Source organism: Sphaerisporangium sp. NPDC005289 (assembly GCF_040607455.1).
In the GTDB taxonomy this organism is placed as follows: domain Bacteria; phylum Actinomycetota; class Actinomycetes; order Streptosporangiales; family Streptosporangiaceae; genus Sphaerisporangium; species Sphaerisporangium rhizosphaerae.
The window spans coordinates 20,700-45,108 of record NZ_JBEXGS010000010.1; the positions used below are offsets into that span (position 1 = coordinate 20,700).

Below are 24,409 nucleotides of genomic sequence, written 5' to 3' on the forward strand. Positions count from 1 at the left end.
TTGTGGCCACCATTGGTGCCTGAACCTGACACCAATGGCCAATACCGTGACAGGCATGACGAACGAGATCCAGCCTTACCGCGTCCAGATCCCGCAGGCCGACCTCGACGACCTGCACGAACGGTTGCGCCGTACCCGCTGGGCGCCCGAACTGCCCGGAACCGGATGGGAGCGCGGCGTGCCGACCCGCTACCTGCGGCAGCTCGCCACCTACTGGGCCGACGGCTTCGACTGGCGCGCCCAGGAGGCGGCGCTCAACGCGTACCCGCAGTTCACCACCACCGTGGACGGCGCGCAGGTGCACTTCCTGCACGTACGCTCCCCCGAGCCCGACGCCACCCCGCTCCTGCTGCTGCACGGCTGGCCCGGCTCGGTCGTCGAGTTCCTCGACCTCATCGGCCCGCTCACCGACCCCGCGGCCCACGGCGGCCAGGCCGCCGACGCCTTCCACCTGGTGATCCCGTCGCTGCCGGGGTACGGCTTCTCCGGCACGCTGCCCGGCACCGGCTGGACGGACGGCCGCACCGCCGCGGCGCTGGCGGAGCTGATGTCCAGGCTCGGCTACGACCGGTACGGCGTGCAGGGCGGCGACGTCAGTGCGTTCATCGCCCCGCTGGTGGGACGTGCCGCGCCGGACAGCGTCATCGGCGTGCACGTCAACGGCCTGCTCACGTTCCCCGGCGGCGATCCGGCGATCATGGGTTCGCTGACCGAGGCCGAACGTGCGCGGCTGGCCGGGATGAAGGACTGGCAGGCGAAGCTGGGCGCGTACATGCAGGTCCAGGGCACCCGCCCGCAGACGGTCGCGGCCGCGCTACACGACTCCCCCGCCGGTCAGCTCGCCTGGATCGTGGAGAAGTTCAAGGACTGGACGGACCCGGCCGCCGAGCTCCCCGAGGACGCGGTGGACCGGGACCGGATCCTCACCGACGTGAGCATCTATTGGTTCACCGGCACCGCGGGCTCGGCGGCGCACACCTACTACGAGCGGTTCAACGACCTCACCATGTGGGCGCCGAAGGAGCGCGGGACGGTGCCGACCGCGGTCGCGGTGTTCCCCACGGACTTCTCGGTCCGCCCGCTGGCCGACCAGGCGCACAACGTGGTGCGCTGGTCGCAGTTCGAGCGGGGCGGCCACTTCGCGGCCCTGGAGACCCCCGACCTGGTGATCGCCGACCTTCGGGCGTTCTTCCGGAGCCTGGGCTGACCGGACGGCATTCAGCGCTGGAAGCGGCCCCTGACGTGGACGGGGACGCCGGCGCCGAGCAGGCCGGGGAGGATCTGGGCGACGTGCATCGGCAGGCGCACGCACCCGTGGGAGGCCGGGTAGAGCGGGACCGACAGCGCGCCGTGCAGGGCGATGCCGCCGTTGAAGAAGATCGGGTTGTAGAGCTGCCCAAGGTAGGACGTGTGCCACCCGGACGCGCGCCAGGTGGTCTTGAAGTCTCCCGTGGGGGTGCGGGCGCTGCCGCAGAACCGCTGCGTCTTGCCCTGCCAGGTGGCCGTCTCGCAGTAGGGGATGCCGCTGCCGGAGGAGACGTGGGTGATCAGCCGCACCTGGCCGCCGCGGTACAGGACGGCGACCTGCCGGGTGAGGTCGATCTCCACGCGGTCGGGCTTGCCGTTCGGGATCAGCACGCGGGGCGCCCGGGGGCTTTCCAGCGCCCGCCAGGTGCGGGCGGTGATCGTGCTGGTGGGCTTGATGCCCTGGACCTTCTGGAAGGCCCACACCGCGGACTGGGTGGTGCCGCCGTACCTGGCGTCGATCTTGCCGGGGACGTAGCCGAGCTCGCTCAGGCGGTTCTGCAGTTCCTTGACCGCGGCGCCCTTGGCGCCGAGCCTCAGCGTGCGGTGGGGCGCCGCGAAGGCCCTGACCGCGCCGGCGGCACCCGCGCGGACCACGCCGGTGACGCCCGGCACCGCGCCCGTGACCGCGCCGGGGGCACCCGCCTGCGTCGTCGTGGCGGTGAGCGCCGTGAGCGCCGCGCGCGGGGGTGTCGCGCCGGCGGCCGCCCACGCGCCCGGCATCCCGCCGCCCGAGACCAGCACGGCGCCCGCGGTCAGCACCGCCGCGACCGTGAGCCGCCTCCCAGCCGTCATGTCAGGACTCCCCTCCGTCAGCACCACGTCCGGTTCACGGGACCCTAGCGCATCGATCATGCCCGACCCCGTACGGTCACAGAGATGTAATCGATCGCCGACGCCGGTCAACCTGTTTAGAGTGTCCGCGTGCCCGAAAAGTTGCATCCGAGCGTCACCAAGGTGACCGACGCCCTCCGCGAGGCCGGCGCCACCGGCGAGGTCGTCGTCCTGACCGATCCGGCGCCGACGGCCGCCGCGGCCGCCGCCCAGCTGGGGTGCGAGGTCGGGGCCATCGCCAACAGCCTGGTCTTCGACGCCGACGGCGAGCCGCTGCTGGTGCTCACCAGCGGCGCCCACCGGGTGGACACCGCCCTGATCGCCGGCCTGGTCGGCGCGGCGAAGGTGAGGCGCGCCACGCCCGACTTCGTGAAGGCCGCCACCGGCCAGGCGATCGGCGGGGTCGCCCCTGTGGGCCACCCCGCGCCGATCCGCACGCTGGTCGACACCTGGCTCGCCAAGCACGAGGTCGTGTGGGCCGCGGCCGGCCACGTGCACACGGTCTTCCCCACGACCTACGACGAGCTGCTGCGCATGACCGGAGGCGCGCCGACCGAGGTCGAGTGACCTCGGCGCGGCCGATCGCCGTGCTGCTAATGTGCGAGAAGTGATCGAACTGCGACACGCCGGTCCGCAGGAGTTCGCCGCCTCGCTGGACACCGTGATCGACATCTACACGGTGGCGATGCGCCCGCCGGGCGACCAGCTCTCGGGCCGGCAGAGCATCATGCGCAACCACGCGACCTACCCCGACTTCACCTGCCTGCTGGCCGAGACCACCGACGGCCGCGTCGTCGGCTTCGGGTACGGCTTCCACGGCTCGCCCGGGCAGTGGTGGCACGACGTGGTGCGCCGCGCCCTGGAGGAGCGCGAGGGGCCGGCGCGGGCCGCGGCGTGGTTCGAGAACGCGCTGGAGATCGCCGAGATCCACGTGCGCCCCGAGTACCAGGGCAAGGGCGTCGGCCGCCGGCTGGTCCACGGCCTGTGCGCGGGCCGCGGCGAGCGCACCGCGGTGATGTCCACCCACGACCAGCCCACGGCCGCGCGGCATCTCTACCGGCGGCTGGGCTTCATCGACCTGATCGGCATGTACGTCTTCCCGGGCGGCTACGAGCGGTACGCCATCGTCGGCAGCACGCTGCCGCTGCGCCCGATCACCTGACCCCGTCGCCCGGGCCAGGCCAGGCCAGGCCAGGCCAGGCCAGGCCAGGCCAGGCCAGGTCAGGTCAGGTCAGGGACGGCAGACGCAGGGTGAAGCACGCGCCGCCGCAGGCGGTCTCGCGGACCTCGAGACCTCCCCGGTGGGCCACGGCGATCTCGCGCGCGATGGCCAGGCCGAGTCCTGCGCCTCCCTGGTCCCGGCCGCGGGCGCTGTCGGTGCGCCTGAACTGCTCGAAGATCCGTTCCCTGTCCGCCTTCGCGACACCCTTGCCGTCGTCGATGACCACCAGTTCGGCGTGAGCTCCGTCGTGGTGGACCTCGACCCGTACGCCGTGGGTCGCGTGCCGCTGGGCGTTGTCCAGCAGACCGTTGATGACGCGGACGATCTGGAGGGGGGCGACCCTGACGATGACGCCGGGCGTCAGCCGCGACCGGACCGGAAGGCGATCGGACCGGCGCTGGAGGACGCGGCGGACCAGGTCGGACAGGTCGACGTCTTCGTGTTGCTCGGTCCTGCCCGACCGCACGCTCGCCAGGGCCAGCAGATCGTCCACGATCGACTCCAGGCGGTCGACGCTTCTGAGCGCCCGTGTGGCCAGCTCGTGGAGGTCGGTCTGCTCAGGATGCATGAGAGCCTCCTCGAGTTCCACCCTCAGGCCGGCCACCGGCGTCCGGAGCTCGTGTGAGGCGTCGGCGACGAACTGGCATCGCCATGCCTGGGCGGCCTGCCAGGCCGCCGTGGCGCTGAGCGGCGAGGGGTCATCAGAGAACAGGACACCGTTCCTGGCCTGATCGGCCACGCGCCTCCGGTGAAATCCGAACCGGTCAAGAACCATCTCACGCTTCTCCTCTCTCAAGCTCTCCGACATCGGCCGGGCCGTGCGCTTCGCCTGCGGTCCGCGTCAGCGGAGGGGGTCGAGGTCGGCCAGCGCGGCGGGCTGCTTGCCGGTGGTGATCTGCTCGGCCAGCAGCCTGCCCGTGATCGGGCCGTGGGCCAGGCCCCACATGCCGTGGCCTCCCGCCACGTAGACGGTGGGAGCCGCCGTCGCGCCGATGAGCGGCCGTCCGTCCGGGGTGACGGGGCGGGGCCCCACCCAGGCGTCGGTGCGCTCCTCCCAGTGCACACCCCGCAGGAGCGGCCTGGCGGAGGCGATGATGGCCTCCAGCCGGGCGGGCACCGGCGGGGCGTCCGGGTCGCGGAACTCCATGGTGCCCGCCACCCGAAGCCCGTCGCGGTACGGGGTGCACGCCACCCGCTCCCCGGGCAGGTAGATGGGGCCGGGGACAGGATGGTCGACCGGCACGGTGAAGGAGTACCCGCGGCCGGCCCGCACCGGGACGCGCACACCCCACTGCCGGGCCAGACGGGGCAGCCAGGCGCCGGTGGCCAGCACCACGGCGTCGGCGGACAGCACGGTGCCCGTGGCCGAGCGGACGGTCGTCTTCCGGGCGTCGGTGCGCACCTCGTCGACCTCGGCGGCGTACATGGTCGCGCCGCGTCGCACGACGGCCTCCCCCAGGGCCTGCACGAACGCGCCCGGGTCGAGGTAGCGCTGGCCGTCGATTCGCACCCCCGCCGTCAGCGCCCCGCCGGCGAGGGGGACGTGCTCGGCCAGCCGGCCGCCGTCCAGCACGGTGTGCTCGACCCGCTGCCCCGCCGCCTCCAGCCTGCGCAGCTCGCGCAGCAGGCTCTCGGCCTGACGCGGCGTGCGGAACGCCGCGGTGATCGGCGCCGCGATGACCGGGGCGGACACGCCGTTGGCGGCGAGCACCTCGTAGGCCTCGACGCATTCGTCGTTGAGCGGCAGGCCGGCGCGCGCGGCGCGGGTCCACGACCGCCAGTGGCTGTTGGCCGCGAAGCGGGCCAGGAAGCTCCACAGGCCCGGATCGAGGCTCGCGGGCACGTGCAGCGGCGCGGACGGGTTCAGCAGCGAGCGCAGGCCGTAGCGCAGGACGGCGGGTTCGTTGAGCGGGATGGCCAGGCCCGGCGCGATCCAGCCGGCGTTGCCCCAGGACGCGCCGGCCGCCACGCCGCCGCGGTCGATCACGTCGACCTGGACGCCGCGCTCCTGCAGGAACCACGCGGTCGACAGACCCACGATGCCCGCGCCCACCACGATCACCGATCGCGTTCCGTTGCCCCCCATGCCGACCTCCAACTCGCGCGAATGCCGATGTCACAGCCAGGATGGCCCGGGCGGCGGCCCGCGGCGTTGTGGGCGGACGACAATCGCGGCGCCGCCGTTGTGGACCCGGCACAACGCCGGCCCTCGGAACGGCGGCGGGCCCCGCGCAGATCAGCGGCGGGGCTCTTCCTCCACGGCGGCCAGCATGATGGTCATCGCCAGGCGCTGGTGGGCGTCGTAGAGGTCCAGCGGGCTGATCTCGCCCATCTTGCGCAGCCGGTTGCGGACGGTGTTGGGATGCACCGCGAGTCGCTCGGCGGCCAGGGTGAGGTCGCCCTGGCTTTCCAGCCAGGCCCGCAGCGTGGCGACGAAGCGCGTGCCGTGACGGGTGTCGTGCCGCAGCAGCGTGCTCACCGGCCCGCGGGCCGGGGCCCGGCCGGTCCGCGCGGCCGCGCGCAGCCGCCGCAGCAGGATGTCGTCCCAGGACTCGTCGTAGGCGGGCGGGACGGCGTCCGGCTCGGCGCTCTCGTGCAGAGCCAGGCACTCGTCGGCTTCCTGGCGGCCCGCGGGCAGGTCCGCCGCCTCGGCGGGCGCGCCGATCCCGGCTCTGACGCGCACCTGGGCGGGCAGATCGCGGTGCAGGGCCGTGATCCACTGCCGGGCCGCCTCGGTCCGCTCCGCCGGCAGGATCGTGTAAAGGGTGTCGCCGAGCAGCGCGCTACGCCCCGGCCGGGACCAGCCGAAACCGGTCGTGGCCCGTTCGAGGGCCAGCAGCAGCGCGGCGTGGCGGTCGTCGGGGGTGTACGCGCGGACCGCGATGACGCGAATCGCCTGCGGGGCCAGGCCCAGCCGGCTGATCAGCGTCGCGGCGTCGGCGCTGCCCTCCAGCAGTCGGATGACCAGGTCGGACTCCACCTGACGCTCCAGGTCGGCGCTGGCCCGCGAGCGCAGCAGGTGCAGGGCGACGGTGCGCGCGCCGTCGGCCAGCGCCCGGCGGTGGGCGCCGGTCAGCGGGGCGGCGCAGCCGACCCACACCGAACCGAGCAACTCGCGGCCGGCCCGCACCGCCACCGCCATCCGCCCGGTCAGGCCGTAACGGTCATCGGCGGGGACGAACACCGGCTCGTCGGTCGCCGTCAGGCGGGCGAACACTTCCTGCCGCTCGAACAGCTCGCGCAGCCGTTCCGGGACCCGCCGTCCGAGGATGGTCTCCAGCCGGGCCGGATCACCCGCCTGCTGGGAGCGGGAGTAGGCCAGCACCTGCGAGTGCCGGTCCTCGATGGTCACCGCGCCGCCGATGACGTCGGCCAGGTTGTCGGCCAGGGCGAACAGGTCGGTAGGGCCGCGTCCCGAGGCCGTCTCGCGGCTCTCCAGCACCAACCCGTACACCATGCCGGCCAGCTGGCTCCAGGAGACGGCGGGGTCGGCCAGCAACACGGCCACGCCATGCCGGTCGGCGACGGCGGCGGCCTCCCGCTCGACGTCCGCACCGCTCCCGCCGCCGCCGCTCTCGCGGCCGGTGCCGTTGCGGGCGGGGCGCACCAGGACCGCCGTGGCCTCGGCCGCGGCCGCCCACCGCACCGCCTCGGCGAGCGAGGAGGTTCCGACGGCCAGAAGCACGTCGCCGGTGACGTGGTGGTCGGTGGCGTCCGGTATCGCCACGCTGCGCAGCCACGTCGAGCGCGCCTCGGGATTTCCGTACAGCCGCACGCCGTACCCGCCGAGCACGTTCACCAGACGGTCCAATGTGATCACGGTCAGCTCCGGGTGGTCGGAAAGGGGGCGGAGGGCCCGCCCCCTTTCGTGGTGTCAGGCGGCCTCGTGCCGTCGCTGGCAGTCGATGCAGGTGCGTGCCAGCGGCCGTACCTTGAGCCGTTCGAACGGGATGGGCGTCTGGCAGTGGGCGCAGCGGCCGTAGGCGCCGGCCGCGAGTCTGTCGCAGGCCTGGGACAGCTCGGCGACGGTGCGCTCGGCGGCGATGATCGACACGGCCAGTTCCTGCCAGGTGCCGTCGGCGCCGCTGCCGTCCTCCTCCTGGGCCCGCAGGCCGCGCAGGTGCCGGCTGCGCTGCTCAAGCTGTTCCCGCAGCTCCTGGCGCAGCGACTGGAGCTGCACGCTGCTGAGATGTGATGCCGTGCGACCGTCGGTCATGATCATGTGATCCTTTCCGTGATGGGTCGGGAAGATGTTGGGAAGGAGGCCTCGCGCGGGCCACCTCTGCCTCGCGGCGCGTCCCCCGGCCGGGGGCGTCGCCCGTCGACACCGAGAACGAGCCGTCGCAGTCGCGGCGCGGTGGGCCGCGACAGCGGCGGACGGCGTGAGGCCGGCCGCCAGGGCCGGTCGCCGGCACGGCCGCGTCAGGCCGAGGACCGTGACGTGCTGCGGGGCGCCGTGCCGTCCGGGAGCCGTGAGGTGGCGCCTCGGCCGGCGCGGCGGCGGCCCTTGGTGCGCCGCCGCGGACCGCGACGCCCCGGGCGCGCGGCGGCGGGCAGGCGGCCTGGCGAGCCCGCCGTCATGTCGGCGACGCTCTCCAGCGCGTACCTGGCCTGCCCCACGCTGGTGGTGCGGCTGAGCCGGAGGGGTTCAGTGCGCGATGGCACGCCCGGGCCGGCGCCAGGGGAAAGCCTGGATGCGGGCGCGGAGATGCGCCGGGTGCTCGTCGCGGGACTTCGCGGCGCGCGTGGCCGCGGAGCCCGACGGGAAGGCGCCGGCTAGGTCAGCGGCGGGCTGCGCGATCCCGTGGTGAGGTGCGCCAGTCGCTGAGGCTCGGGCAGCGTGTCCGTCTCCGGGCCCGGCGATGGCAGCAGCGCCAGATGGGCGAGTTCGCCGTGGCGTTCGCCGCGCGTGGGCGGCCACAGGGACCGCACGTGGTGCTCGCGGGCGCCGCCCGCCTGCGGCGGAAGGCCGGACAGGTCGGCGTCCCACGCACCGGGCTTCCACTGCGGGCCGGAGGCCGGGCTCTGCGCGACCGCCGGGCCGCCGCGGCCCGCCGTCCACGCGGCGCCGGCCAGCACCAGGGACAACAGAACCAGGCCCATCACGCCGGCGAACGCGATGGACCCTCGTGGAGTTCTCCACGGTCCCGTCATAGGGCCGACCATAGCCCACCCCCTCGGAAAAGGCATTTCCCGACATAGAAGGTATTTCCCGGCGTCATCGGTGGTCGGCGCACCGGCGACGGCGTGGGGTACGGTGGCGGCCAGTACCCCCCGCACCCCCCGTGTCCGGCCAGGAGGAGATGTGCGCAGCAGACTGCCCGCCATCCTGCTCCTGCTGTCGGCCTTCCTGCTGGGCCCCGCGCCCGCCGGCGTCCATCCGCCGGCCACGGCGCCACCCGCCGCCGGCGCGGCCTCCATCACTGTGGCCCCACCCGCCGGTACCGCGTCCATCACCACGGCGCCACCCGCCGGTACGGCGTCCACCACCGTCGCATCTGTCACCGCCGCGGACATCGCCGAGGCGGCGACCGCGGGGTGGGACAGCCCTGCGGTGCGGGCCGGACAGGACGCGGCCCCGCCCCGACTGCATCCGACCCGCCAGATGCCCGCGCCGCCGCTGTGGCTCGCCATGCCGCCGTCCAGCGGGCAGCGGGACCCTGACGGGCGGCGCATCACCACGATCACCGGGCACCCCGGCGCGGCGCCGCAGCCGGCCGGGCGCCGTGCTCCGGCACGGGCGCCCCCCTCCATGACGCGCTGACGTCCGTTCCTTTTCTTTCAGCCCGTGGAGGCTCTCATGTCACGCGCGCCCTTCTGGCGCGCGGTGGCGACGTTCCTTCTGATCGCCACCGCCCTGCTACTCTCCGTCACAATACCGCCACGCCTGGGCCTGGACCTGCGCGGCGGCACGCAACTCGTCTTCGAGGCCCAGGACTCGCCCACGACCCGGGCCGACGCCGAGGCCACCGATCACGCCCTGGACGTGCTGCGCCGGCGCGCCGACGCGCTCGGCGTGGTCGACCCGACCCTGCTGCGCTCCGGCGAACGGCGCATCATCGTCGAACTTCCCGGCGTGCTCGACCCCCGCCAGGCCGCCGACGTCATCGGCAGGACCGCCCAACTCGGCTTCCACCCGGTGCGGGGAGAGGCCGACGACGCCGGCGCCTCTGGGCAGGTTCTGGCCGACGAGGCCGGGCAGCGCCTGCGGCTCGGCCCCGTCATGATCTCCGGCGACGGGGTGACAGACGCCGCCGCGCGCAGCGACCCGCAGCAAGGGCCGGGCTGGTTCGTCACGGTCGACTTCCGCGACGCCGCCGCCTGGCGGCGGCTGACCGGCGAGGCCGCCTGTCACAGCGCGGGCGACGCCCAGCGGCGTGTCGCCATCGTCTTGGACAACAAGATCATCTCCTCGCCCCAGGTCGATGCGCGCGTGCCCTGCCAAGCCGGCATCGCTGGCGGTTCCACGCAGATCACCGGCTCCTTCACCCATCGTCAGGCGGACGATCTGGCCGTGTTGATCAAGGGGGGCGCCCTGCCCGTCCCGCTCACGCTGATCGAGCAGCGCACCGTCGGCCCCACGCTGGGCGCGCAGGCCATCGAGGCCGGCGCCAAGGCGGGGATCGCCGGTGTCCTGCTCACCGCGCTCTTCATCGCCCTCACCTACCGGCTGTCAGGACTGATGGCCGCCGTCGCGCTCGCGGCATACGGGCTCATCTCCTACGCCGCCCTGCTCGCCCTCGGAGCGACCCTCACGCTGCCGGGTCTGGCCGGTTTCGTCCTGGCCATCGGGATGGCGGTCGACGCCAACGTACTGGTGTTCGAACGCGCGCGGGAAGAGTACGGCCGCGCGCCGCGCCGCGGCCCGCGCGCCGCCCTGGACCGCGGGTTCGCCAACGCGTGGAGCGCCATCTCCGATTCCGCCGTCACCACGCTCCTGGCCGCCGGGCTGTTGTTCTGGCTGGCCTCCGGTCCGGTCCGGGGGTTCGGCGTGACGCTGGCCATCGGCGTCCTGGCCTCGCTCGCCTCGGCCATGCTCATCACCCGTGTGCTGACCCATCTCCTCATCGGCAGGGCCGGCACGCGGCTGTCGGCGTCGTCCGGACTGGCGGCGCGAGGCCGGGTCAGAACCTGGATCACCCGGCGTGACCCACGCCTCATGGCCGCGGGCCGGCGATGGCTGGTCGTGGCCGCCGCCACGGTCGCCGCGGCCACCGCCGGGCTCGTCCTGCACGGGCTGAACTACGGCGTCGAGTTCACCGGCGGCCGGATGATCGAGTTCGCGGCCGCGCAACCGGTGAACATCGAAGCGGCGCGGCGGGCGGTGGCCGAGGCCGGCCATGCGGCGGCGAACGTGCAGGTCTCCGGGACCGTCGTGTCCGTGCGGGCCGGGCAGATCACCGCCGAGGAGGTCACCGCCGTCGAACGGGCGCTCGACGGCGCGCTCGGCGAGATGACCAAGCAACGCGACGAGCTGATCGGCCCAAGTCTGGGCGACGAGCTGCGCCGCAACGCGCTCATCGCACTCGCCGTGGCGTTGGCCGCGCAACTGCTGTACCTGGCCGTCAGGTTCCGCTGGACGTTCGGCGCGGCCGCGGTGCTGGCCCTCGTCGTGGACGCCTGCGCGGTGCTGGGCCTGTTCGCCTGGTTGGGCAAGCCCATCGACGGGGTCTTCCTGGCCGCCATGCTGACCATCATCGGATATTCCATCAACGACAAGGTGGTGGTCTTCGACCGCGTACGCGAACTGTGGCGGACCCGGCGGCAGGAACGCTTCGCCGACGTCGTCAACACGGCGATCCTGCAGACCGTGCCACGTACCGTCAACACCGGTCTCGGCGCCCTGTTCATCCTCACCGCGCTGACCGTCTTCGGCGACGGCACCCTGCGCGACTTCGCCATCGCGCTCATCGTCGGCATCCTGGCCGGGACCGCGTCCTCCGCGCTCGTGGCCGGGCCCCTCGCGATCGAGCTCGAACGCTTCAGCAGGCGACCGCCGCCCGAGCCGGCCACACCGCGCCGGCGCCGTCGGCGGGGCACGGGCGCGGTCCTGTAGCCGGTGATCACCGTCCGGGGCCGCTCGCCGGCCGTGCCGGCCGGGTCCTCACCTCAGAAGGCGAACACCCGGCGCGGGACACTAGCCGGCCGGGACGGGCTCCGGTGCGGGCGTCAGGGCCTGGTAGACCTCGCGGGTCGCGCTCGACCGGTTGAAGGTGATGAAGTGGATGCCGGGCGCGCCCTCGTCGAGCAGGGTCTGGCACAGCTCGGCGGCGTGCTCGATGCCGAGACGCCGCACCGCGGCCGGGTCGTCGGCGACCGCCTCGAACCGCCGGGCCACATCGGCCGGGAAGGGCGCCCCCGACAGCTTCTCGGACCGCGCGATGGTGCTGATCTGCGTGACCGGCATGATGCCCGGGATGATCGGCGTGTCGCACCCGGCGGCGGCCACCCGGTCACGCAGGCGCAGGTAGTCGCCGGCGCTGAAGAACATCTGCGTGATGGCGTAGTCGGCGCCGGCCCGGCACTTGCGGACGAAGTAATCGACGTCGGACTCGACCGACGGCGACCTCGGGTGCCGGTACGGGAAGGCGGCCACGCCGACGCAGAAGTCGCCCGACTGGCGGATGAGGCGGACGAGATCCTCGGCGTAGGCGACGCCCTCGGGGTGCTTGATCCACTCGGCCAGCGGGTCACGGCCGGGCGGGTCGCCCCGCACGGCGAGGATGTTGCGCACCCCCGCCCCGGCGAACCTGCCGACCAGGTGGCGCAGCTCGCGCACCGAGTGGTCGACGGCGGTGAAGTGGGCGACGGGCGTGAGCGTCGTCTCGTGGGCGAGCCGCTCGACGATCTCGACCGTGCGGTCGCGGGTGGAGCCGCCGGCGCCGTAGGTGACCGAGACGAACGTCGGGCGCAGCCGCTCGAGCTCGCGGATCGCGCGCCACAGCTGCCGCTCCCCCTCGTCGTTCTTCGGGGGCATGAACTCGAAGGAGAACGAGCGCCGCCCGGAGGCGAGCAGTTCCCGTACCGTCGGGACGCGGTCAGGACGGACGGATGGACGACCCAGAGCCATGGTGCCAAGGCTACAGGTCCGGACCGCCGCGCACCGATCGCCAACGTGCGCTGCCAAAGACGACCGCCGAAAGCGAGGCGGCCGACTGGCGCTCCACAGGCCGCTCGGCCGGCGGACATCACCGACACCGCTGGCCCCAGGGACATCACACGGACCGAGGGACCCAACGACATCGCACAGACGCTCGGCCGTCGGGCGTCGCACGGGGCGGCGAGCGACGGGCATCGCACAGAGCGTGCGGCGCGTGCCACAGCCCCACACCGATCATCGCTCGCGTGTCGGGTTCCCTTCCGGTGCCGCGGACCGGTGTCGGCAGCTCAGCGGAGTACCCCGGGCGTGCCACCGCCGGTCCATGGCGTGGGTCACACAAGGGGAGGCGAAGCGGCGGCCCGTTGTACGGCCGTTAATCTCAAAGCATGACCACTTCCTTCGCCCTGTCGGACGCGTTCCGTTCCGAGGTGGACCAGCGCCTGCGGGCGTTCGTCGACCGGCAGCGCCCCCTGGTCAGCGGCCCGGAGCTGAGCCCGCTTCTCGTGGCCGCCGAGGACTTCCTCGCCGGCGGCAAGCGGCTGCGCCCGGCCTTCTGCTACTGGGGCTGGCGCGGCGCGGGCGGAGGCGAGGACGCCGCCATCTTCACCGCCGCCGCCTCGCTGGAGCTCCTGCAGGCCAGCGCGCTCATCCACGACGACGTGATGGACGCCAGCGACATGCGCCGGGGCCGTCCGTCGGCGCACCGGCGGTTCCAGTCGCTGCACGAGGACTCGGAGTGGCAGGGGTCGGCGGAGCAGTTCGGCGAGGGCGCCGCGGTCCTGCTGGGAAGCCTGTTGCTGGTGTGGTCGGGCGAGATGTGGCGGACGAGCGGGCTGCCGGCCGAGGCGCTGGCCGCCGCCGAGCCGGTGCACGACCTGATGCGCACCGAGCTGATGTGCGGGCAGTACCTGGACCTGCTGGAGCAGGCGCACGGCCGCAGCACCTTCGAAAGCGCGCTGCGGGTCGCGCTGCACAAGAGCGGCAAGTACTCCGTCGAGCAGCCGCTGCGCCTCGGGCTGCTGATGGCCGCGCGGGCGCCCGAGCCGTGGATCGACCGGCTGTGCGTCGACTACGGGCAGAAGGTCGGCATCGCCTTCCAGCTCCGCGACGACGTGCTCGGCGTGTTCGGCGACCCCGCCGAGACCGGCAAGCCCGCCGGCGACGACCTTCGGGAGGGCAAGCGCACGATGCTGATCGCGCGCACGCTGTCGGAGGCGACGCCCGAGCAGGCCGCCGACGTGCGCCTGCTTCTCGGCGACCCCAAGCTGGAGCAGGACGGCGTCGAGCGGCTGCGCGCGATCATCGAGGACACCGGCGCCCTGGCGGCGAGCGAAGAGATGATCAAGCGCTATCTGGACGACGCGCTGACGTCCCTGGGGCGCGCGCCGATCACCGGCGAGGCGCGCGAGGCCCTGCACGAGCTCGCCGTGGCCGCGACGACCCGCCGCAGCTGACGACGGCCCCGCCAGGGGTCAGCCGGGCGTGAGGCGGCGGGCGAACTCGGCGGCGGCGGCTCCGGGGTCCTCCGCCTCGGTGATGGCGCGCACCACCACGACCCGGGTGACCCCGTACGACATGACCTCGTCCAGCGTGCCGAGGTCGATGCCGCCGATGCCGAACCACGGCCGATCGGCCGCCAGGGCCGCGGCGTGCTTCAGCAGCCCGGGGCCCGGAGCGAAACGGCCCGGCTTGGTGGGCGTCGGCCAGATCGGCCCGCAGCAGAAGTAGTCGACGCCCTCCTCGACCGCCGCGGCGGAGGCCTCGGCGTCGCTGTGGGTCGAGCGGCCGATCAGGACGTCCGGGCCGAGGATGTCGCGCGCGACCGCCACGGGCAGGTCGTCCTGGCCGAGGTGCAGCACGTCGGGGCGCGCGGCGTAGGCGATGTCGGCCCGGTCGTTGACGGCCAGCAACGCCCCGTGCCTGTCGCAGGCCGCGCGGAACACCTCCAGCAGCGCGAGCTCCTCGCGGGCCTCCAGACCCTTCTCGCGCAGTTGGACGATGTCCACGCCCGAGGCGAGGACGGCGTCCAGGAACTGGTCGAGATCGCCTTGGCGGCGGCGCCCGTCGGTGCAGAGGTAGAGCCTGGCGTCAGAAAGCGAGCGCCTGGGCACGCCTTTTCACCTCGGTGTGCCGACCGGCGACGATCGCGTCGATGGGGGCTCCCGGCAGGGAGTCGTCGGCGGTGAACAGCCACCGCAGGGCCTCGACGTCGTCGTAGCCGGAGTCGGACAGCACGGTGAGGGTGCCCGGCAGGCCCTTCACCACGTCGTCGCCGGCGATGAACTTCGCGGGGACCTCGGGCTCTGGGCCGCCGCGGCGGACGCCGATGAGCTTCTTGTCCTTCAGAAGCTGCTTGGCGCGCCCGGTGCTGAGCCCGAGCCGCCTGCCCACTTCCGTGAGGGGAAGCCACTCCCCCACCATTTGATCAGTCTCGCGGTCGATCTGTGCAACAGAAAGCGTCACGGAACCACAACTACCACGTCGCGCCTCTTCTCAAACACCCCGCAGGGGGTCACAAGCAGTCGCGCAAGGGTATCGAGGGGTCGATCGCCCGATCAACGTCGACTCTTTGCCCGCCCTCGACGATGCGGCGGCCCTGGACCAGGTCACGGGGACGGTCGACGGTGAGGATGGCGGCCAGCCGGTCGTCCGCGGTGAACCAGCACGCCGCCCACTTGCGGTCGGTCTCGGGGTCGCCGCGCAGCACCAGCCGGCCCCCGTCATGGTGGCCGGCGTACTGCACCATGCGGCCGAACTGCTCGGACCAGAAATAGGGCACCGGATCGTACACGGCGGACTGGCCGAGCAGGGTGGCCACCGCGGTCTCGGGGGCGTTCAGGGCGGTGTCCCAGTGCTCGACGCGCATGCGCCGCCCGAAGCGCCGCGACCACCAGTTGGCGCAGTCTCCGGCCGCGACGACACCCTCCATGGAGGTGCGCAGGTGCTCGTCGACCAGGACGCCGTTGTCGATCTCGACGTCCGAGCCGGCCAGCCAGGCGACGTTCGGGCGCACGCCGACGCCGGTGACCACGACGTCGGCCGGGATCCACGAGCCGTCCATCATGGTCAGCCCGCCGGGGTCGATCGAACCGACCATCGTGCCGAGTCGCAGGTCGATGCCCGCCTCGGCGTACCAGGAGGCGGTGCGGGCGCCGACCTCGGGCCCGAGGGCCACGGCCAGCGGTGACTCGGCGGCCTCGACGACGGTCACCTCGCAGCCGGCGCGGCGGGCCGCGGTGGCGACCTCGGCGCCGATCCACCCGGCGCCGACGATCGCGACGCGGCACTCGGGCACGAGCGCGGCGCGCAGGGCCAGGGAGTCGTCGATGGTGCGCAGCACGTGCTGGGTGCCCTCGCCGCGCAGCCGGACGGGGGTGGCGCCGGTGGCGATGACCAGGCCGTCGTACTCCAGTTCGCCCTCGGTGGTCTCCAGGGCGCCCTCGCGAAGCCCCTTGGCGGAGACGTTGGTGCGCAGATCGACGTCCAGCGCGCCGAGATCGGAGTCGACGACCGTCGAGTCCAGCTCGCCCAGCAGCACGGCCTTGGACAGCGGAGGCCGGTCGTACGGCCGATGGGCCTCCTCGCCGATCAGAGTGACGCGCCCTCGGTATCCGCGCGCCCGTAGCGCCTCGACACTGCGCACGCCGGCCAGTCCGGCCCCCACCACCACGACATGATTCACAACCTGACCCTAAGCGGCCAGGACGGTAACTCGCCAACGGCGATTTGGTAACAAATTGGCTCACTGTCCCATACGGGCAGTGATGAGACCACTCAAGCGGGTGGCGATGCCGTACCAGGGCGGAAACAGACCGCCTCTCCCGCTGTCCCCGGCCGCGCAGGGACGGGATTAGGCTGGGTCCACCACGCGCGGGAGTCCGGCGAAACCGGGCTGAGAGGAGGGCTGAGGGCCCTCGACCGCCACGAACCTGATCCGGGTCATGCCGGCGAAGGGAGCGGACTCAGATGCAGGTGTCGAACGCGCCCCCGGCCGACGCCGCGCGGCACGCCGACATGGTCGTCGTGGGCGGCGGCATCATCGGGCTCTCGATCGCCTGGCGCGCCGCCCGGCACGGGCGTTCCGTCGTCGTCGTCGACCCCGCGCCCGGCTCGGGCGCCTCGCACGCGGCGGCGGGGATGCTCGCCCCGGTCAGCGAGGTCGCCTACACCGAGGAGCCCCTGCTGCGGCTCGGCCTGGCCTCGCTGGCCCGCTGGCCGGCGTTCGCCGCCGAGCTGTCGGCGGAGTCGGGGGTGGACGTCGACCACCGCGGCGAGGGCACGCTCGACGTGGCCTTCGGCGCGGACGACCTGGCGGCGTTGTCCGAGGTGGCCGGCTTCCTGGAGAAGCTGTCGCTGCCCGTCCAGCGGCTCACCGGGCGGGAGTGCCGCCGTGCCGAGCCGATGCTCGCCCCCTCCGTCCGGGGCGGCATCCTGGTCGCCGGCGACGCCTGGGTGGATCCCCGCCGCGTCACGGCCGCGCTGCTCGCCGCGCTGGCGCGCCGCGGCGTGCCGGTGGTCGCCGACCGCGTGACGGGGCTGCTCTCCGCGGACGGGCCCGTGCGGGGGGTGCGGTGCGCGAGCGGCGCGGCGATCGGCGCCGGGCTGGTCGTCCTGGCGGCGGGGGCGTGGTCGGGCTCCCTTCCGGGCCTGCCCCCCGAGGTGCTCCCTCCGGTGCGCCCGGTCAAGGGGCAGATCATGCGGCTGCGCGGCGCTCCGGGGTTCCTCGGCCGGTGCGTGCGCGGCGTCGTGCACGGTTCGCGTGCCTACCTCGTGCCGCGCGGCGACGGCGAGATCGTGCTCGGCGCCACGCAGGAGGAGATGGGGTTCGACACCCGGGTGACCGCCGGGGCGCTGTGGGAGCTGCTGCGCGACGCCCGCGAGCTGGTGCCCGGGATCACCGAGCTGGAGGTGGTCGACCTGGCGGCGGGGCTGCGCCCGGGAACGCCGGACAACCTGCCGGTGATCGGCCCGAGCGGCGTGGACGGGCTGGTGCTGGCCACCGGCCACCACCGGGGCGGCGTCCTGCTGTGCCCGCTCACCGCCGAGCTGGTGGCCGGCGACCCCGACCCGGGGCTCGTCCCTCTCGCGGCGCTCTGCTCCCCTCTGCGCTTCACCGAGGCCCACCGATGAACGAAGGAGGAACGGGGCGCGCGCCCTGGCGGCGGCCAGGGCCCTCCCGCGCCCCGGAACGGCGATGAATGTGATGATCAACGGTGTGTCCTGCGACCTGCCCGCCGGGGCGACCGTCGCCCGGGCGGTCCAGGAGCTGACCTCGTCGGGCGCGGGCGTCGCGGTGGCGGTGAACGACGAGGTGGTGCGGCGCGGCGCGTGGCAGTCCACCACGCTCAGCGAGCACGACCGCGTCGAGGTGCTGACGGCGGTGCAAGGTGGCTGACCACGGCGCCGGCCCCGCGGCGGGACACGACATCGGCCGGAGCGGCGCCATCAGGGCGCCCGGGGACGACCTCGACCCCACCGGGGCGCACCCGGCGCCGGGGCACGACCTCGACGAGGCGGGAGACGCGCTGGTCATCGCCGGGGAGAAGTTCACCTCCCGGCTGATCATGGGGACGGGGGGCGCGCCCTCGCTGGACGTCCTGGACCAGGCGCTGGCCGCCTCCGCCACCGAGATCACCACGGTCGCCATGCGGCGCCTGGACCCGGCGGCCCGGGGGTCGGTGCTGGACGTGCTGCGCGGCCGGGGCGTCAAGGTGCTGCCCAACACGGCGGGCTGCTTCACCGCGGGCGAGGCCGTGCTGACCGCGCGCCTGGCGCGCGAGGCGCTCGGCACCGACTGGGTGAAGCTGGAGGTCATCAACGACGAGCGCACGCTGCTCCCCGATCCCATCGAGACCTTCGACGCCGCCGAGCGGCTGGTCGCCGACGGGTTCGTCGTCCTGCCCTACATCGGGGACGACCCGGCGCTCGCGCGGCGGCTGGAGCAGGCGGGGTGCGCGGCGGTGATGCCCCTGGGCTCCCCGATCGGCTCGGGTCTCGGCATCCGCAACCCGCACAACATCGAGCTGATCGTCGAGGCGGCGGCCGTCCCGGTGATCCTGGACGCCGGCATCGGCACGGCGAGCGACGCGGCCCTGGCGATGGAGCTAGGATGCGACGCGGTCCTGCTCGCCAGCGCCGTCACCCGCGCCCAGCGGCCCGGCCTGATGGCGTCGGCGATGCGCGAGGCCGTTCTGGCAGGTCGCATGGCGCGCCTCGCCGGCCGGATCCCCCGGCGGCGGTACGCTGAGGCCTCCTCGCCGGCGATCGAGCCGCGTGCCAGGTGACAACGATGACCCCTTGGGGACGGGAGAACATGTCGGCATCGGTTTGGGATGTGCTTGCCCTCCCCCCGGCAAACCGCCCGTAAACTCACTCCCGTGGACACGACGGTTGCGGACCCCCTTCTAGGGCGGCTGCTGGACGGGCGGTACCGGGTCGAATCCCGCATCGCCCGGGGCGGCATGGCCGCTGTCTACCTGGCCCTGGACGTCCGGCTCGACCGCACGGTCGCCCTGAAGGTCATGCACCCCTCGCTCGCCGAGGACCCCGACTTCGTCCGCCGCTTCATCGGCGAGGCCAAGTCCGTCGCCAGCCTGTCGCACCCGAACGTCGTGCACGTCTTCGACCAGGGCACCGACGCCGGCAACGTCTACCTGTCGATGGAGTACGTCCCCGGGCGCACCCTGCGCGACGTGCTCCGCCGGCGGGGGCGCCTTCCCGCCCGCGAGGCCCTGGAGATCCTCATCCCGGTGCTGGCCGCCCTCGGCGCGGCCCACCAGGCCGGCATGGTGCACCGGGACGTCAAGCCCGAGAACGTCCTGCTGACCGACGACGGCCGGGTCAAGGTCGTCGACTTCGGGCTGGCCCGCGCGATCGAGGCGGGCAACCAGACCAAGACCGGTGTGATGATCGGCACCATCGCGTACATGTCGCCCGAGCAGGTGACCGCGGGGGTGGCCGACGCGCGCAGCGACGTGTACGCCGCGGGGGTGCTGCTGTTCGAGCTGCTGACCGGGCAGCAGCCCTATCAGGGCGAGAGCCCCATGTCGGTGGCCTACCGCCACGTCCACGACCGGGTCCCCGCGCCCTCGGCGGTCGTCCCGGGCACGCCGCAGGCGCTGGACGCGCTGGTGCTCTCGGCGACCGACCGCGACCCCGCGCGCCGTCCGGCCGACGCCACGGCCATGCTGGTCGCCGCCGTCGAGGCCCACCGCACGCTGCCGCGCGACCCCGGGCCGCACGTCCCGCCCGCCGGCGCGACGTCCCCCTCGATGCTCCGCGAGACCGGGGTGACGCCGCGCGAGGCCGTCCCGCCGGCCCATCCCACGCTCATCCACTCCCAGACCGAGATGCTGGCCGCCCCGCCGGTCGCGCCGGGCCCGCCCGGCGGACGCCGCGGCGTCCGGCCGGTCTGGCTCATCGCGGCGCTGGCGGTCGTCATGATCGGCGCGGTCGCCGGCACCGGCTGGTGGTTCTCCGAGGGCCGGTACACCAAGGTCCCCGACCTGCTCGGCCTCAACGTCACCCTCGCCAAGGAGAAGGCCGAGAGGCAGGGCTTCGCGGTCAAGATCGGCCCGGCCGAGCACGACGACAAGCTCGCCGAGGACAAGGTGCTGCGCACCGATCCCGAGCCGGGCAAGGACGTCCTCAACGACGCGGTCATCACGCTCATCCCCTCCTCCGGCCCGGTCAAGATCGCCGTGCCGAACGTGCTGAACCTCTCCCAGGGCGACGCGCAGGCGAAGATCTCCGAGGCGGGGCTGGCCCCCGGCCCGGTCAGCCGGGTGCCCAGTGACACCGTCCAGCGCGGCCTGGTGATGCGCACCAGCCCGCAGGTCGGCACGAAGGTCCGCGAGGGCAGCCGCGTGCAGCTCGTCCTGAGCGCCGGGCTGCTGATGCCGGACGTCAGCGACATGCAGTGCGACCAGGCCGACGCGTTCCTGCGGCAGAAGGGCTTCGTCCCGACGGTCGTGCAGCAGACCGACAACGCCCAGCCCAACACCATCATCGCGCAGGTCCCGACCGCGCGGTCGGAGGTCACCGCCGGGCAGAACGTGCAGCTCACCTGCTCCAAGGGGCCCGACACCGGCTTCCACTGGCCGTGGGAGAGGCCCGACAACCCCCAGCCCGGCCAGGCGCTCGTCGCCATCCCCGACGTCCGGTTCAAGAAGGTCGCCGACGCCACGAACGAGCTGCGCGCGGCCGGGTTCAAGGTCCGGGTGCGCCGCATCGCCGGCACCGGCGCCGTCGTGGCCGAGAACCCCCTCGGCCAGGCCCCGGCGGGCACCCGCATCACCATCTGGCACTGACCCGCCCGGGCGCGCCGACGTCCGTCCGTCGCGCCCGGGGAGCGGTCAGACCCGCGCGCCGTCGCCGGGGGCGGGGATGCCGTAGAGGCGCAGGCGGCCCAGGCCGCCGTCGGGGTGGATGTCGAGGCGGACGTGCGTCACCGGCCGCTCGCCGGCCAGGCGGAAGCGGTGGCGGGTGTCCGGCTGGAGCCGGGTGCGGGGCAGCAGCTCGAACCACCCGGCGTCCGGCCCGGGCTCCGCGCCGCCGGGCACGTGGGCGGCGGTGAGCGACGCCGCGCCGGGCGCGTTGTAGACCAGGTTCGCGGTGTCCAGCTCGGCGACCCGGACGACGCCGGGGACGGCCAGCCGCACGACGAGCCAGTCGTTGCCGCCGTCGCGGCGGCGGGCGGTCTCCCACCCTTCGGCCTGGTGGCGGGGGGACCCAGGGGCGATGACGTTCAGCGGGGAGGAGTAGAACGCGTCGGAGCAGGCGGTGACCAGCGCGCCGTTCTCCAGAGCGGCCAGGTCCAGGGGCATCGCGTCGTGCAGGGCGAGATCGGCGGCCACCTCGCCGTGGACGCGGAGCCGGGCGACGCCGCCGTCGGGGAAGATGTTCAGCCGCACGTGGGTGAACCGGTTCCCGGCGGTCACGGGGAAGGTGTGCTCGCTGTCGCCGGTCAGCGGGCTCCGCGGCACGATCTCGGTCCAGGACGCCTCGCGCAGCTCGTCCGCCGAGGGATACCCGGCGGCCTCGCACGCCTCGACGGAGGCGAAGGGCGGGTAGTTGCCGGTGAACCAGGCGGTGTCGACGACCACGGCCCGCACGACGCCGGGCATGCCGAGGCGGACGACGGCCCAGTCGTGTCCCGGCTCACGCCGGCGGCGGGTCTCCCAGCCGTCGTACACCTGACCGCGAGGGCCGAACGTCCCGGCCTGGAAGGCGGGCCGGCCGGGCCTGACCAGCGCCTGGCGCTCGGCGAAGGACTCGTCGCTGGCCGCCACCACCGACCCGCCGTAGGAGCGCAGGGCGAGGTCGGGCATCCGGCGCGGGTCCGGGGCGGTCGCCGGGACGGTCACGGGGACCCGTTCTGGGGCGGGGGGACGGCCCGCCGCGGCGGCGGATGCCGAAGCGGGGTGGTGCGGAGTGGTCACAGCAGGGCTCCGAAGGGAGGTTCGGCGTCGGTGACGGGACGGCCGCGCAGCCAGGTGGCCTGGACGACGCCGGTCAGCGTGCGGCCGTGGTAGGGCGTGAGGGGATTTCGGTGGCGCAGCGCGCCCGCCTGGACGGTGAACTCGGCGGTGTCGTCGAAGGCGACCAGGTCGGCGTCCGCCCCCACGGCCAGCCGGCCCTTGGTGGGCAGCCCCGCGAGCGCGGCCGGTCCGCGCGACATCCACCCGGTCACCCGGTCCAGGCCGTGCCCGCGCGCCCGGGCCTCGGTCCACACGGCGGGCAGTCCGACCTGGAGGGAGGAGACCCCGCCCCAGGCGGCGGCGAAGTCGGGGACCTTCAGGTCGGCGGTGGAGGGCGAGTGGTCCGACACCACGCAGCTCAGCACGCCCGCGGCCAGCCCTTCCCACAGCCGGTCACGGTTGCCGGCGTCCCTGATCGGCGGGCAGCACTTGAACTCCGGGCCGCGCACCTGCTCGGCGGTGATGGTGAGGTAGTGGGGGCAGGTCTCGGCGCTGACCGGCACCCCTTCGCGCCGCGCGGCCTCCAGCGGTTCCAGGCAGGAGGCCGAGGACACGTGCAGGATGTGCGCCCGCGCGCCGGTCTCGCGGGCGGCGGCGATGACCCGCTCGACGGCCCGCCGCTCGGCCTCCCCCGGACGCGAGTCCAGGAACTGGGCGTACGTCGGCCCGGCCGGGTCGGTGAGCAGCGCCGGATCCTCTGCGTGCACCACGACGAGCCCGCCGAACGCGGCCACCGCGCGCATGGCCGCGCGCAGCCCGTCCGCGTCGAGCGGCGGGAACTCCTCCACGCCCGAGGGCGACAGGAAGCACTTGAAGCCGCGCACGCCGGCCTCGTGCAGGGGACGCAGCTCGCCCGCGTTGCCGGGGATCGCGCCGCCCCAGAAGGCCACGTCGACGGCGCACTGGCCGGCGGCCGCCGCCCGCTTGGCCGCCAGGGCGGGGACGTCGACGGTCGGCGGCAGGGAGTTGAGCGGCATGTCGACGATCGTGGTGACGCCGCCGGCCGCCGCCGCCCTGGTGGCCGTGGCGAAGCCCTCCCAGTGGGTGCGTCCCGGCTCGTTGACGTGCACGTGGCTGTCCACCAGCCCCGGCAGCAGGCACACCTCGCCCAGGTCCACCGTCTCGGCGGCCGCCGCCTCGGCCTCATACGGGAGCAGGGCGGCGATCACCCCGTCCCGGACGGCCACGGTCAGCGGGCGCTCGCCGTCGGGGAGCACCGCCCGCCGCGACCGCACGATCAGGTCGAACATGTACGGGCCGGCGCCCCGCGGGTCAGTCGGCGGCATGGGCGGGGGCCTGGGAGAGCCGTTCCGCGGCGAGCCCGGCGGCGAGCCGTTCCAGCAGCGGGCCGGCCTCGGCCATGCAGCGGCGCACGTCGGCCTCGATGTCGGTGAGGGCGTACGCCGCCTGGATGCCGGCGGCGCGCAGTTCGTCGTCGGTGAGCGTCCGGCGGCCGCACACGGCGACGACCGGCACCCCGGCGCGTCCCGCCGCCTCGGCGACCCCGGCGGGCGCCTTGCCGCGCAGCGTCTGGCGGTCCAGCGACCCCTCGCCGGTGATGACCAGGCGCGCGCCGTCGAGCCGGCCGGCGAAGCCGAGCAGGTCGAGCAGCAGGCGGATGCCGGGCCGGATCTCCGCGCCGAGGAAGGCCATGGCGGCGAACCCCACCCCTCCGGCCGCCCCGGCGCCCGGGTCGTCGCGCACCCGCACGCCCAGCTCGCGCTCGGCCACGTCGGCCCAGTGGGCCAGGCCCTCCTCCAGCCGGGGCAGCTCGCCGGGGCCCGCGCCCTTCTGCGGCCCGTACACGGCGGCGGCGCCGTCCGGGCCGAGCAGCGGGTTGTCCACGTCGCTGGCCACGACGAACGCGGTGCCGGGCGGGCGGGCGAAGCCGTCCAGGTCGAGGGCGCGCAGGTCGGCCAGCGCGCCGCCTCCCGGGGGCAGCTCCCGGCCGCGCGCGTCGAGCAGGCGCACCCCGAGGGCGCGCATCATGCCGGAGCCGCCGTCGGTGCAGGCGCTGCCGCCGAGGCCGAGCACGATCTGGCGAGGGTCGTGGCGCAGCGCGGCGGCCACCAGGTCACCGGTGCCGTAGCTGGTCGCGGTGAGCGGGGCGAGCCGCCCGCCGGTGAGCCGGTGCAGCCCGGACGCCTCGGCCAGCTCGACCACCGCGACGTCGTCCTTCACGCCGTAGGCGGCGGTCACCGGCTCGCCGGTCGGCCCGGAGGCGACGGTCTCCACGCGCCGGAACCCGCAGGCGACGGCGGCCTCGACCGTGCCGTCCCCGCCGTCGGCGACCGGCATGGTCACCACCTCGACCTCCGGGCGCGCGGCGCGCAGCCCCGCGGCCACGCGCGCGGCGACCTCGACGGCGCCGAGCGACCCTTTGAACTTGTCCGGCGCGACCAGCACGTGTCCCGGCATCACCCGACGACCTCCCGCTCCCTCTAGTCCCGGCCTCACCCGGCGCGCTCG

23 protein-coding genes and 1 riboswitch are annotated in these 24,409 nt (G+C 74.3%); of the genes, 10 read left to right on the plus strand and 13 right to left on the minus strand.

What is annotated here, in order from left to right; genetic code table 11:
• The first annotated feature begins 55 nt into the window (after positions 1-55).
• Complete coding sequence (locus ABZT47_RS18865) at positions 56-1,207, plus strand: epoxide hydrolase family protein (RefSeq protein WP_354843231.1); 1,152 nt, start codon at positions 56-58, stop codon at positions 1,205-1,207.
• Positions 1,208-1,218: 11 nt separating this feature from the next.
• Here ABZT47_RS18865 and ABZT47_RS18870 read toward each other — a convergent pair whose 3' ends face one another.
• Positions 1,219-2,100: a L,D-transpeptidase family protein gene (locus tag ABZT47_RS18870; protein ID WP_354843234.1), complete on the minus strand. Its 882-nt coding sequence runs from the start codon at positions 2,098-2,100 to the stop codon at positions 1,219-1,221.
• 129 nt (positions 2,101-2,229) lie between these two features.
• Here ABZT47_RS18870 and ABZT47_RS18875 point away from each other — a divergent pair, with 129 nt between their 5' ends.
• On the plus strand, positions 2,230-2,706 hold the full coding sequence (locus ABZT47_RS18875; protein WP_354843237.1) for a YbaK/EbsC family protein: 477 nt from the start codon (positions 2,230-2,232) through the stop codon (positions 2,704-2,706).
• A 40-nt stretch (positions 2,707-2,746) separates the two neighbouring features.
• On the plus strand, positions 2,747-3,301 hold the full coding sequence (locus ABZT47_RS18880) for a GNAT family N-acetyltransferase (RefSeq protein WP_354843240.1): 555 nt from the start codon (positions 2,747-2,749) through the stop codon (positions 3,299-3,301).
• 64 nt (positions 3,302-3,365) lie between these two features.
• Here ABZT47_RS18880 and ABZT47_RS18885 read toward each other — a convergent pair whose 3' ends face one another.
• From ABZT47_RS18885 to ABZT47_RS18905, 5 genes are all read right to left on the minus strand, one after another.
• Complete coding sequence (locus ABZT47_RS18885; protein ID WP_354843243.1) at positions 3,366-4,100, minus strand: HAMP domain-containing sensor histidine kinase; 735 nt, start codon at positions 4,098-4,100, stop codon at positions 3,366-3,368.
• A gap of 102 nt (positions 4,101-4,202) precedes the next feature.
• Positions 4,203-5,447, minus strand: coding sequence for an FAD-dependent oxidoreductase (locus tag ABZT47_RS18890; RefSeq protein WP_354843246.1), 1,245 nt, complete (start codon positions 5,445-5,447; stop codon positions 4,203-4,205).
• A 150-nt stretch (positions 5,448-5,597) separates the two neighbouring features.
• Complete coding sequence (locus ABZT47_RS18895; protein ID WP_354843248.1) at positions 5,598-7,181, minus strand: helix-turn-helix domain-containing protein; 1,584 nt, start codon at positions 7,179-7,181, stop codon at positions 5,598-5,600.
• Between the two features lie 54 nt (positions 7,182-7,235).
• Positions 7,236-7,577: a TraR/DksA C4-type zinc finger protein gene (locus tag ABZT47_RS18900; RefSeq protein ID WP_354843251.1), complete on the minus strand. Its 342-nt coding sequence runs from the start codon at positions 7,575-7,577 to the stop codon at positions 7,236-7,238.
• Positions 7,578-8,137: 560 nt separating this feature from the next.
• Positions 8,138-8,515 (minus strand): hypothetical protein, encoded by a 378-nt coding sequence (locus tag ABZT47_RS18905; RefSeq protein ID WP_354843254.1) that lies wholly within the window; start codon positions 8,513-8,515, stop codon positions 8,138-8,140.
• Positions 8,516-8,666: 151 nt separating this feature from the next.
• Between ABZT47_RS18905 and ABZT47_RS18910 the strand changes: the two genes are divergently transcribed.
• Both ABZT47_RS18910 and secD read left to right on the plus strand, forming a co-directional pair.
• The gene (locus tag ABZT47_RS18910) at positions 8,667-9,125 is read left to right on the plus strand and encodes a hypothetical protein (RefSeq protein WP_354843257.1); all 459 of its coding nucleotides are present in this window, start codon (positions 8,667-8,669) and stop codon (positions 9,123-9,125) included.
• Between the two features lie 36 nt (positions 9,126-9,161).
• Positions 9,162-11,417, plus strand: a complete 2,256-nt coding sequence (gene secD, locus ABZT47_RS18915) for a protein translocase subunit SecD (RefSeq protein WP_354843260.1) — start codon at positions 9,162-9,164, stop codon at positions 11,415-11,417.
• Positions 11,418-11,498: 81 nt separating this feature from the next.
• Here secD and metF read toward each other — a convergent pair whose 3' ends face one another.
• Positions 11,499-12,431 carry a methylenetetrahydrofolate reductase [NAD(P)H] gene (gene metF / locus ABZT47_RS18920; protein ID WP_354843263.1) on the minus strand — a complete coding sequence of 311 codons (933 nt, stop codon included), beginning with the start codon at positions 12,429-12,431 and terminating at the stop codon, positions 11,499-11,501.
• A gap of 416 nt (positions 12,432-12,847) precedes the next feature.
• On the opposite strand from metF, the gene ABZT47_RS18925 reads away from it, so the two are divergent.
• Positions 12,848-13,915, plus strand: coding sequence for a polyprenyl synthetase family protein (locus ABZT47_RS18925; protein ID WP_354843266.1), 1,068 nt, complete (start codon positions 12,848-12,850; stop codon positions 13,913-13,915).
• 18 nt (positions 13,916-13,933) lie between these two features.
• Here the strand turns inward: ABZT47_RS18925 and thiE are convergent, their stop codons facing one another.
• The 3 genes from thiE to ABZT47_RS18940 form a co-directional block, all read right to left on the minus strand.
• The gene (gene thiE, locus ABZT47_RS18930; RefSeq protein ID WP_354843269.1) at positions 13,934-14,572 is read right to left on the minus strand and encodes a thiamine phosphate synthase; all 639 of its coding nucleotides are present in this window, start codon (positions 14,570-14,572) and stop codon (positions 13,934-13,936) included.
• Positions 14,550-14,882 (minus strand): Rv2175c family DNA-binding protein, encoded by a 333-nt coding sequence (locus ABZT47_RS18935; RefSeq protein WP_354843272.1) that lies wholly within the window; start codon positions 14,880-14,882, stop codon positions 14,550-14,552. The genes thiE and ABZT47_RS18935 overlap by 23 nt, the downstream gene beginning before the upstream one ends.
• Before the next feature lie 91 nt (positions 14,883-14,973).
• Positions 14,974-16,143, minus strand: coding sequence for an FAD-dependent oxidoreductase (locus tag ABZT47_RS18940; RefSeq protein ID WP_354843275.1), 1,170 nt, complete (start codon positions 16,141-16,143; stop codon positions 14,974-14,976).
• A 178-nt stretch (positions 16,144-16,321) separates the two neighbouring features.
• Positions 16,322-16,434, plus strand: a riboswitch (TPP riboswitch).
• Between ABZT47_RS18940 and thiO the strand changes: the two genes are divergently transcribed.
• From thiO to pknB, 4 genes are all read left to right on the plus strand, one after another.
• Positions 16,428-17,591, plus strand: coding sequence for a glycine oxidase ThiO (gene thiO, locus ABZT47_RS18945; RefSeq protein WP_354843278.1), 1,164 nt, complete (start codon positions 16,428-16,430; stop codon positions 17,589-17,591). Its footprint overlaps the riboswitch before it by 7 nt.
• A 64-nt stretch (positions 17,592-17,655) precedes the next feature.
• Positions 17,656-17,856, plus strand: a complete 201-nt coding sequence (gene thiS / locus ABZT47_RS18950; protein ID WP_354843281.1) for a sulfur carrier protein ThiS — start codon at positions 17,656-17,658, stop codon at positions 17,854-17,856.
• A gap of 130 nt (positions 17,857-17,986) precedes the next feature.
• Positions 17,987-18,745, plus strand: a complete 759-nt coding sequence (locus tag ABZT47_RS18955; RefSeq protein WP_354843869.1) for a thiazole synthase — start codon at positions 17,987-17,989, stop codon at positions 18,743-18,745.
• A 93-nt stretch (positions 18,746-18,838) separates the two neighbouring features.
• Complete coding sequence (gene pknB / locus ABZT47_RS18960; RefSeq protein WP_354843283.1) at positions 18,839-20,770, plus strand: Stk1 family PASTA domain-containing Ser/Thr kinase; 1,932 nt, start codon at positions 18,839-18,841, stop codon at positions 20,768-20,770.
• 45 nt (positions 20,771-20,815) lie between these two features.
• Here pknB and alc read toward each other — a convergent pair whose 3' ends face one another.
• From alc to ABZT47_RS18975, 3 genes are read right to left on the minus strand one after another with little or no spacing between them, the layout of a single operon-like run.
• Complete coding sequence (gene alc / locus ABZT47_RS18965; RefSeq protein WP_354843285.1) at positions 20,816-21,901, minus strand: allantoicase; 1,086 nt, start codon at positions 21,899-21,901, stop codon at positions 20,816-20,818.
• A complete protein-coding gene (gene allB, locus ABZT47_RS18970; RefSeq protein ID WP_354843288.1) occupies positions 21,898-23,226 on the minus strand; it encodes an allantoinase AllB in 1,329 nt (442 codons plus the stop codon). Before allB ends, alc begins: the two co-directional genes overlap by 4 nt.
• Entirely contained in the window at positions 23,213-24,358 is a 1,146-nt protein-coding gene (locus tag ABZT47_RS18975) for a glycerate kinase (protein ID WP_354843291.1), read from the minus strand. The genes allB and ABZT47_RS18975 overlap by 14 nt, the downstream gene beginning before the upstream one ends.
• Positions 24,359-24,409 lie beyond the last annotated feature (51 nt).

Bases quoted from the DNA above. Each gene is read 5' to 3' on its own strand.
- secD (WP_354843260.1), top strand. From the start codon at position 9,162: ATGTCACGCGCGCCCTTCTGGCGCGCGGTGGCGACGTTCCTTCTGATC.
- ABZT47_RS18925 (WP_354843266.1), top strand. From the start codon at position 12,848: ATGACCACTTCCTTCGCCCTGTCGGACGCGTTCCGTTCCGAGGTGGAC.
- ABZT47_RS18900 (WP_354843251.1), bottom strand. From the start codon at position 7,577: ATGACCGACGGTCGCACGGCATCACATCTCAGCAGCGTGCAGCTCCAG.
- ABZT47_RS18870 (WP_354843234.1), bottom strand. From the start codon at position 2,100: ATGACGGCTGGGAGGCGGCTCACGGTCGCGGCGGTGCTGACCGCGGGC.
- ABZT47_RS18890 (WP_354843246.1), bottom strand. From the start codon at position 5,447: ATGGGGGGCAACGGAACGCGATCGGTGATCGTGGTGGGCGCGGGCATC.
- ABZT47_RS18975 (WP_354843291.1), bottom strand. From the start codon at position 24,358: ATGCCGGGACACGTGCTGGTCGCGCCGGACAAGTTCAAAGGGTCGCTC.
- ABZT47_RS18935 (WP_354843272.1), bottom strand. From the start codon at position 14,882: ATGGTGGGGGAGTGGCTTCCCCTCACGGAAGTGGGCAGGCGGCTCGGG.
- thiS (WP_354843281.1), top strand. From the start codon at position 17,656: ATGAATGTGATGATCAACGGTGTGTCCTGCGACCTGCCCGCCGGGGCG.
- metF (WP_354843263.1), bottom strand. From the start codon at position 12,431: ATGGCTCTGGGTCGTCCATCCGTCCGTCCTGACCGCGTCCCGACGGTA.
- ABZT47_RS18905 (WP_354843254.1), bottom strand. From the start codon at position 8,515: ATGACGGGACCGTGGAGAACTCCACGAGGGTCCATCGCGTTCGCCGGC.
- allB (WP_354843288.1), bottom strand. From the start codon at position 23,226: ATGCCGCCGACTGACCCGCGGGGCGCCGGCCCGTACATGTTCGACCTG.
- ABZT47_RS18865 (WP_354843231.1), top strand. From the start codon at position 56: ATGACGAACGAGATCCAGCCTTACCGCGTCCAGATCCCGCAGGCCGAC.
- thiO (WP_354843278.1), top strand. From the start codon at position 16,428: ATGCAGGTGTCGAACGCGCCCCCGGCCGACGCCGCGCGGCACGCCGAC.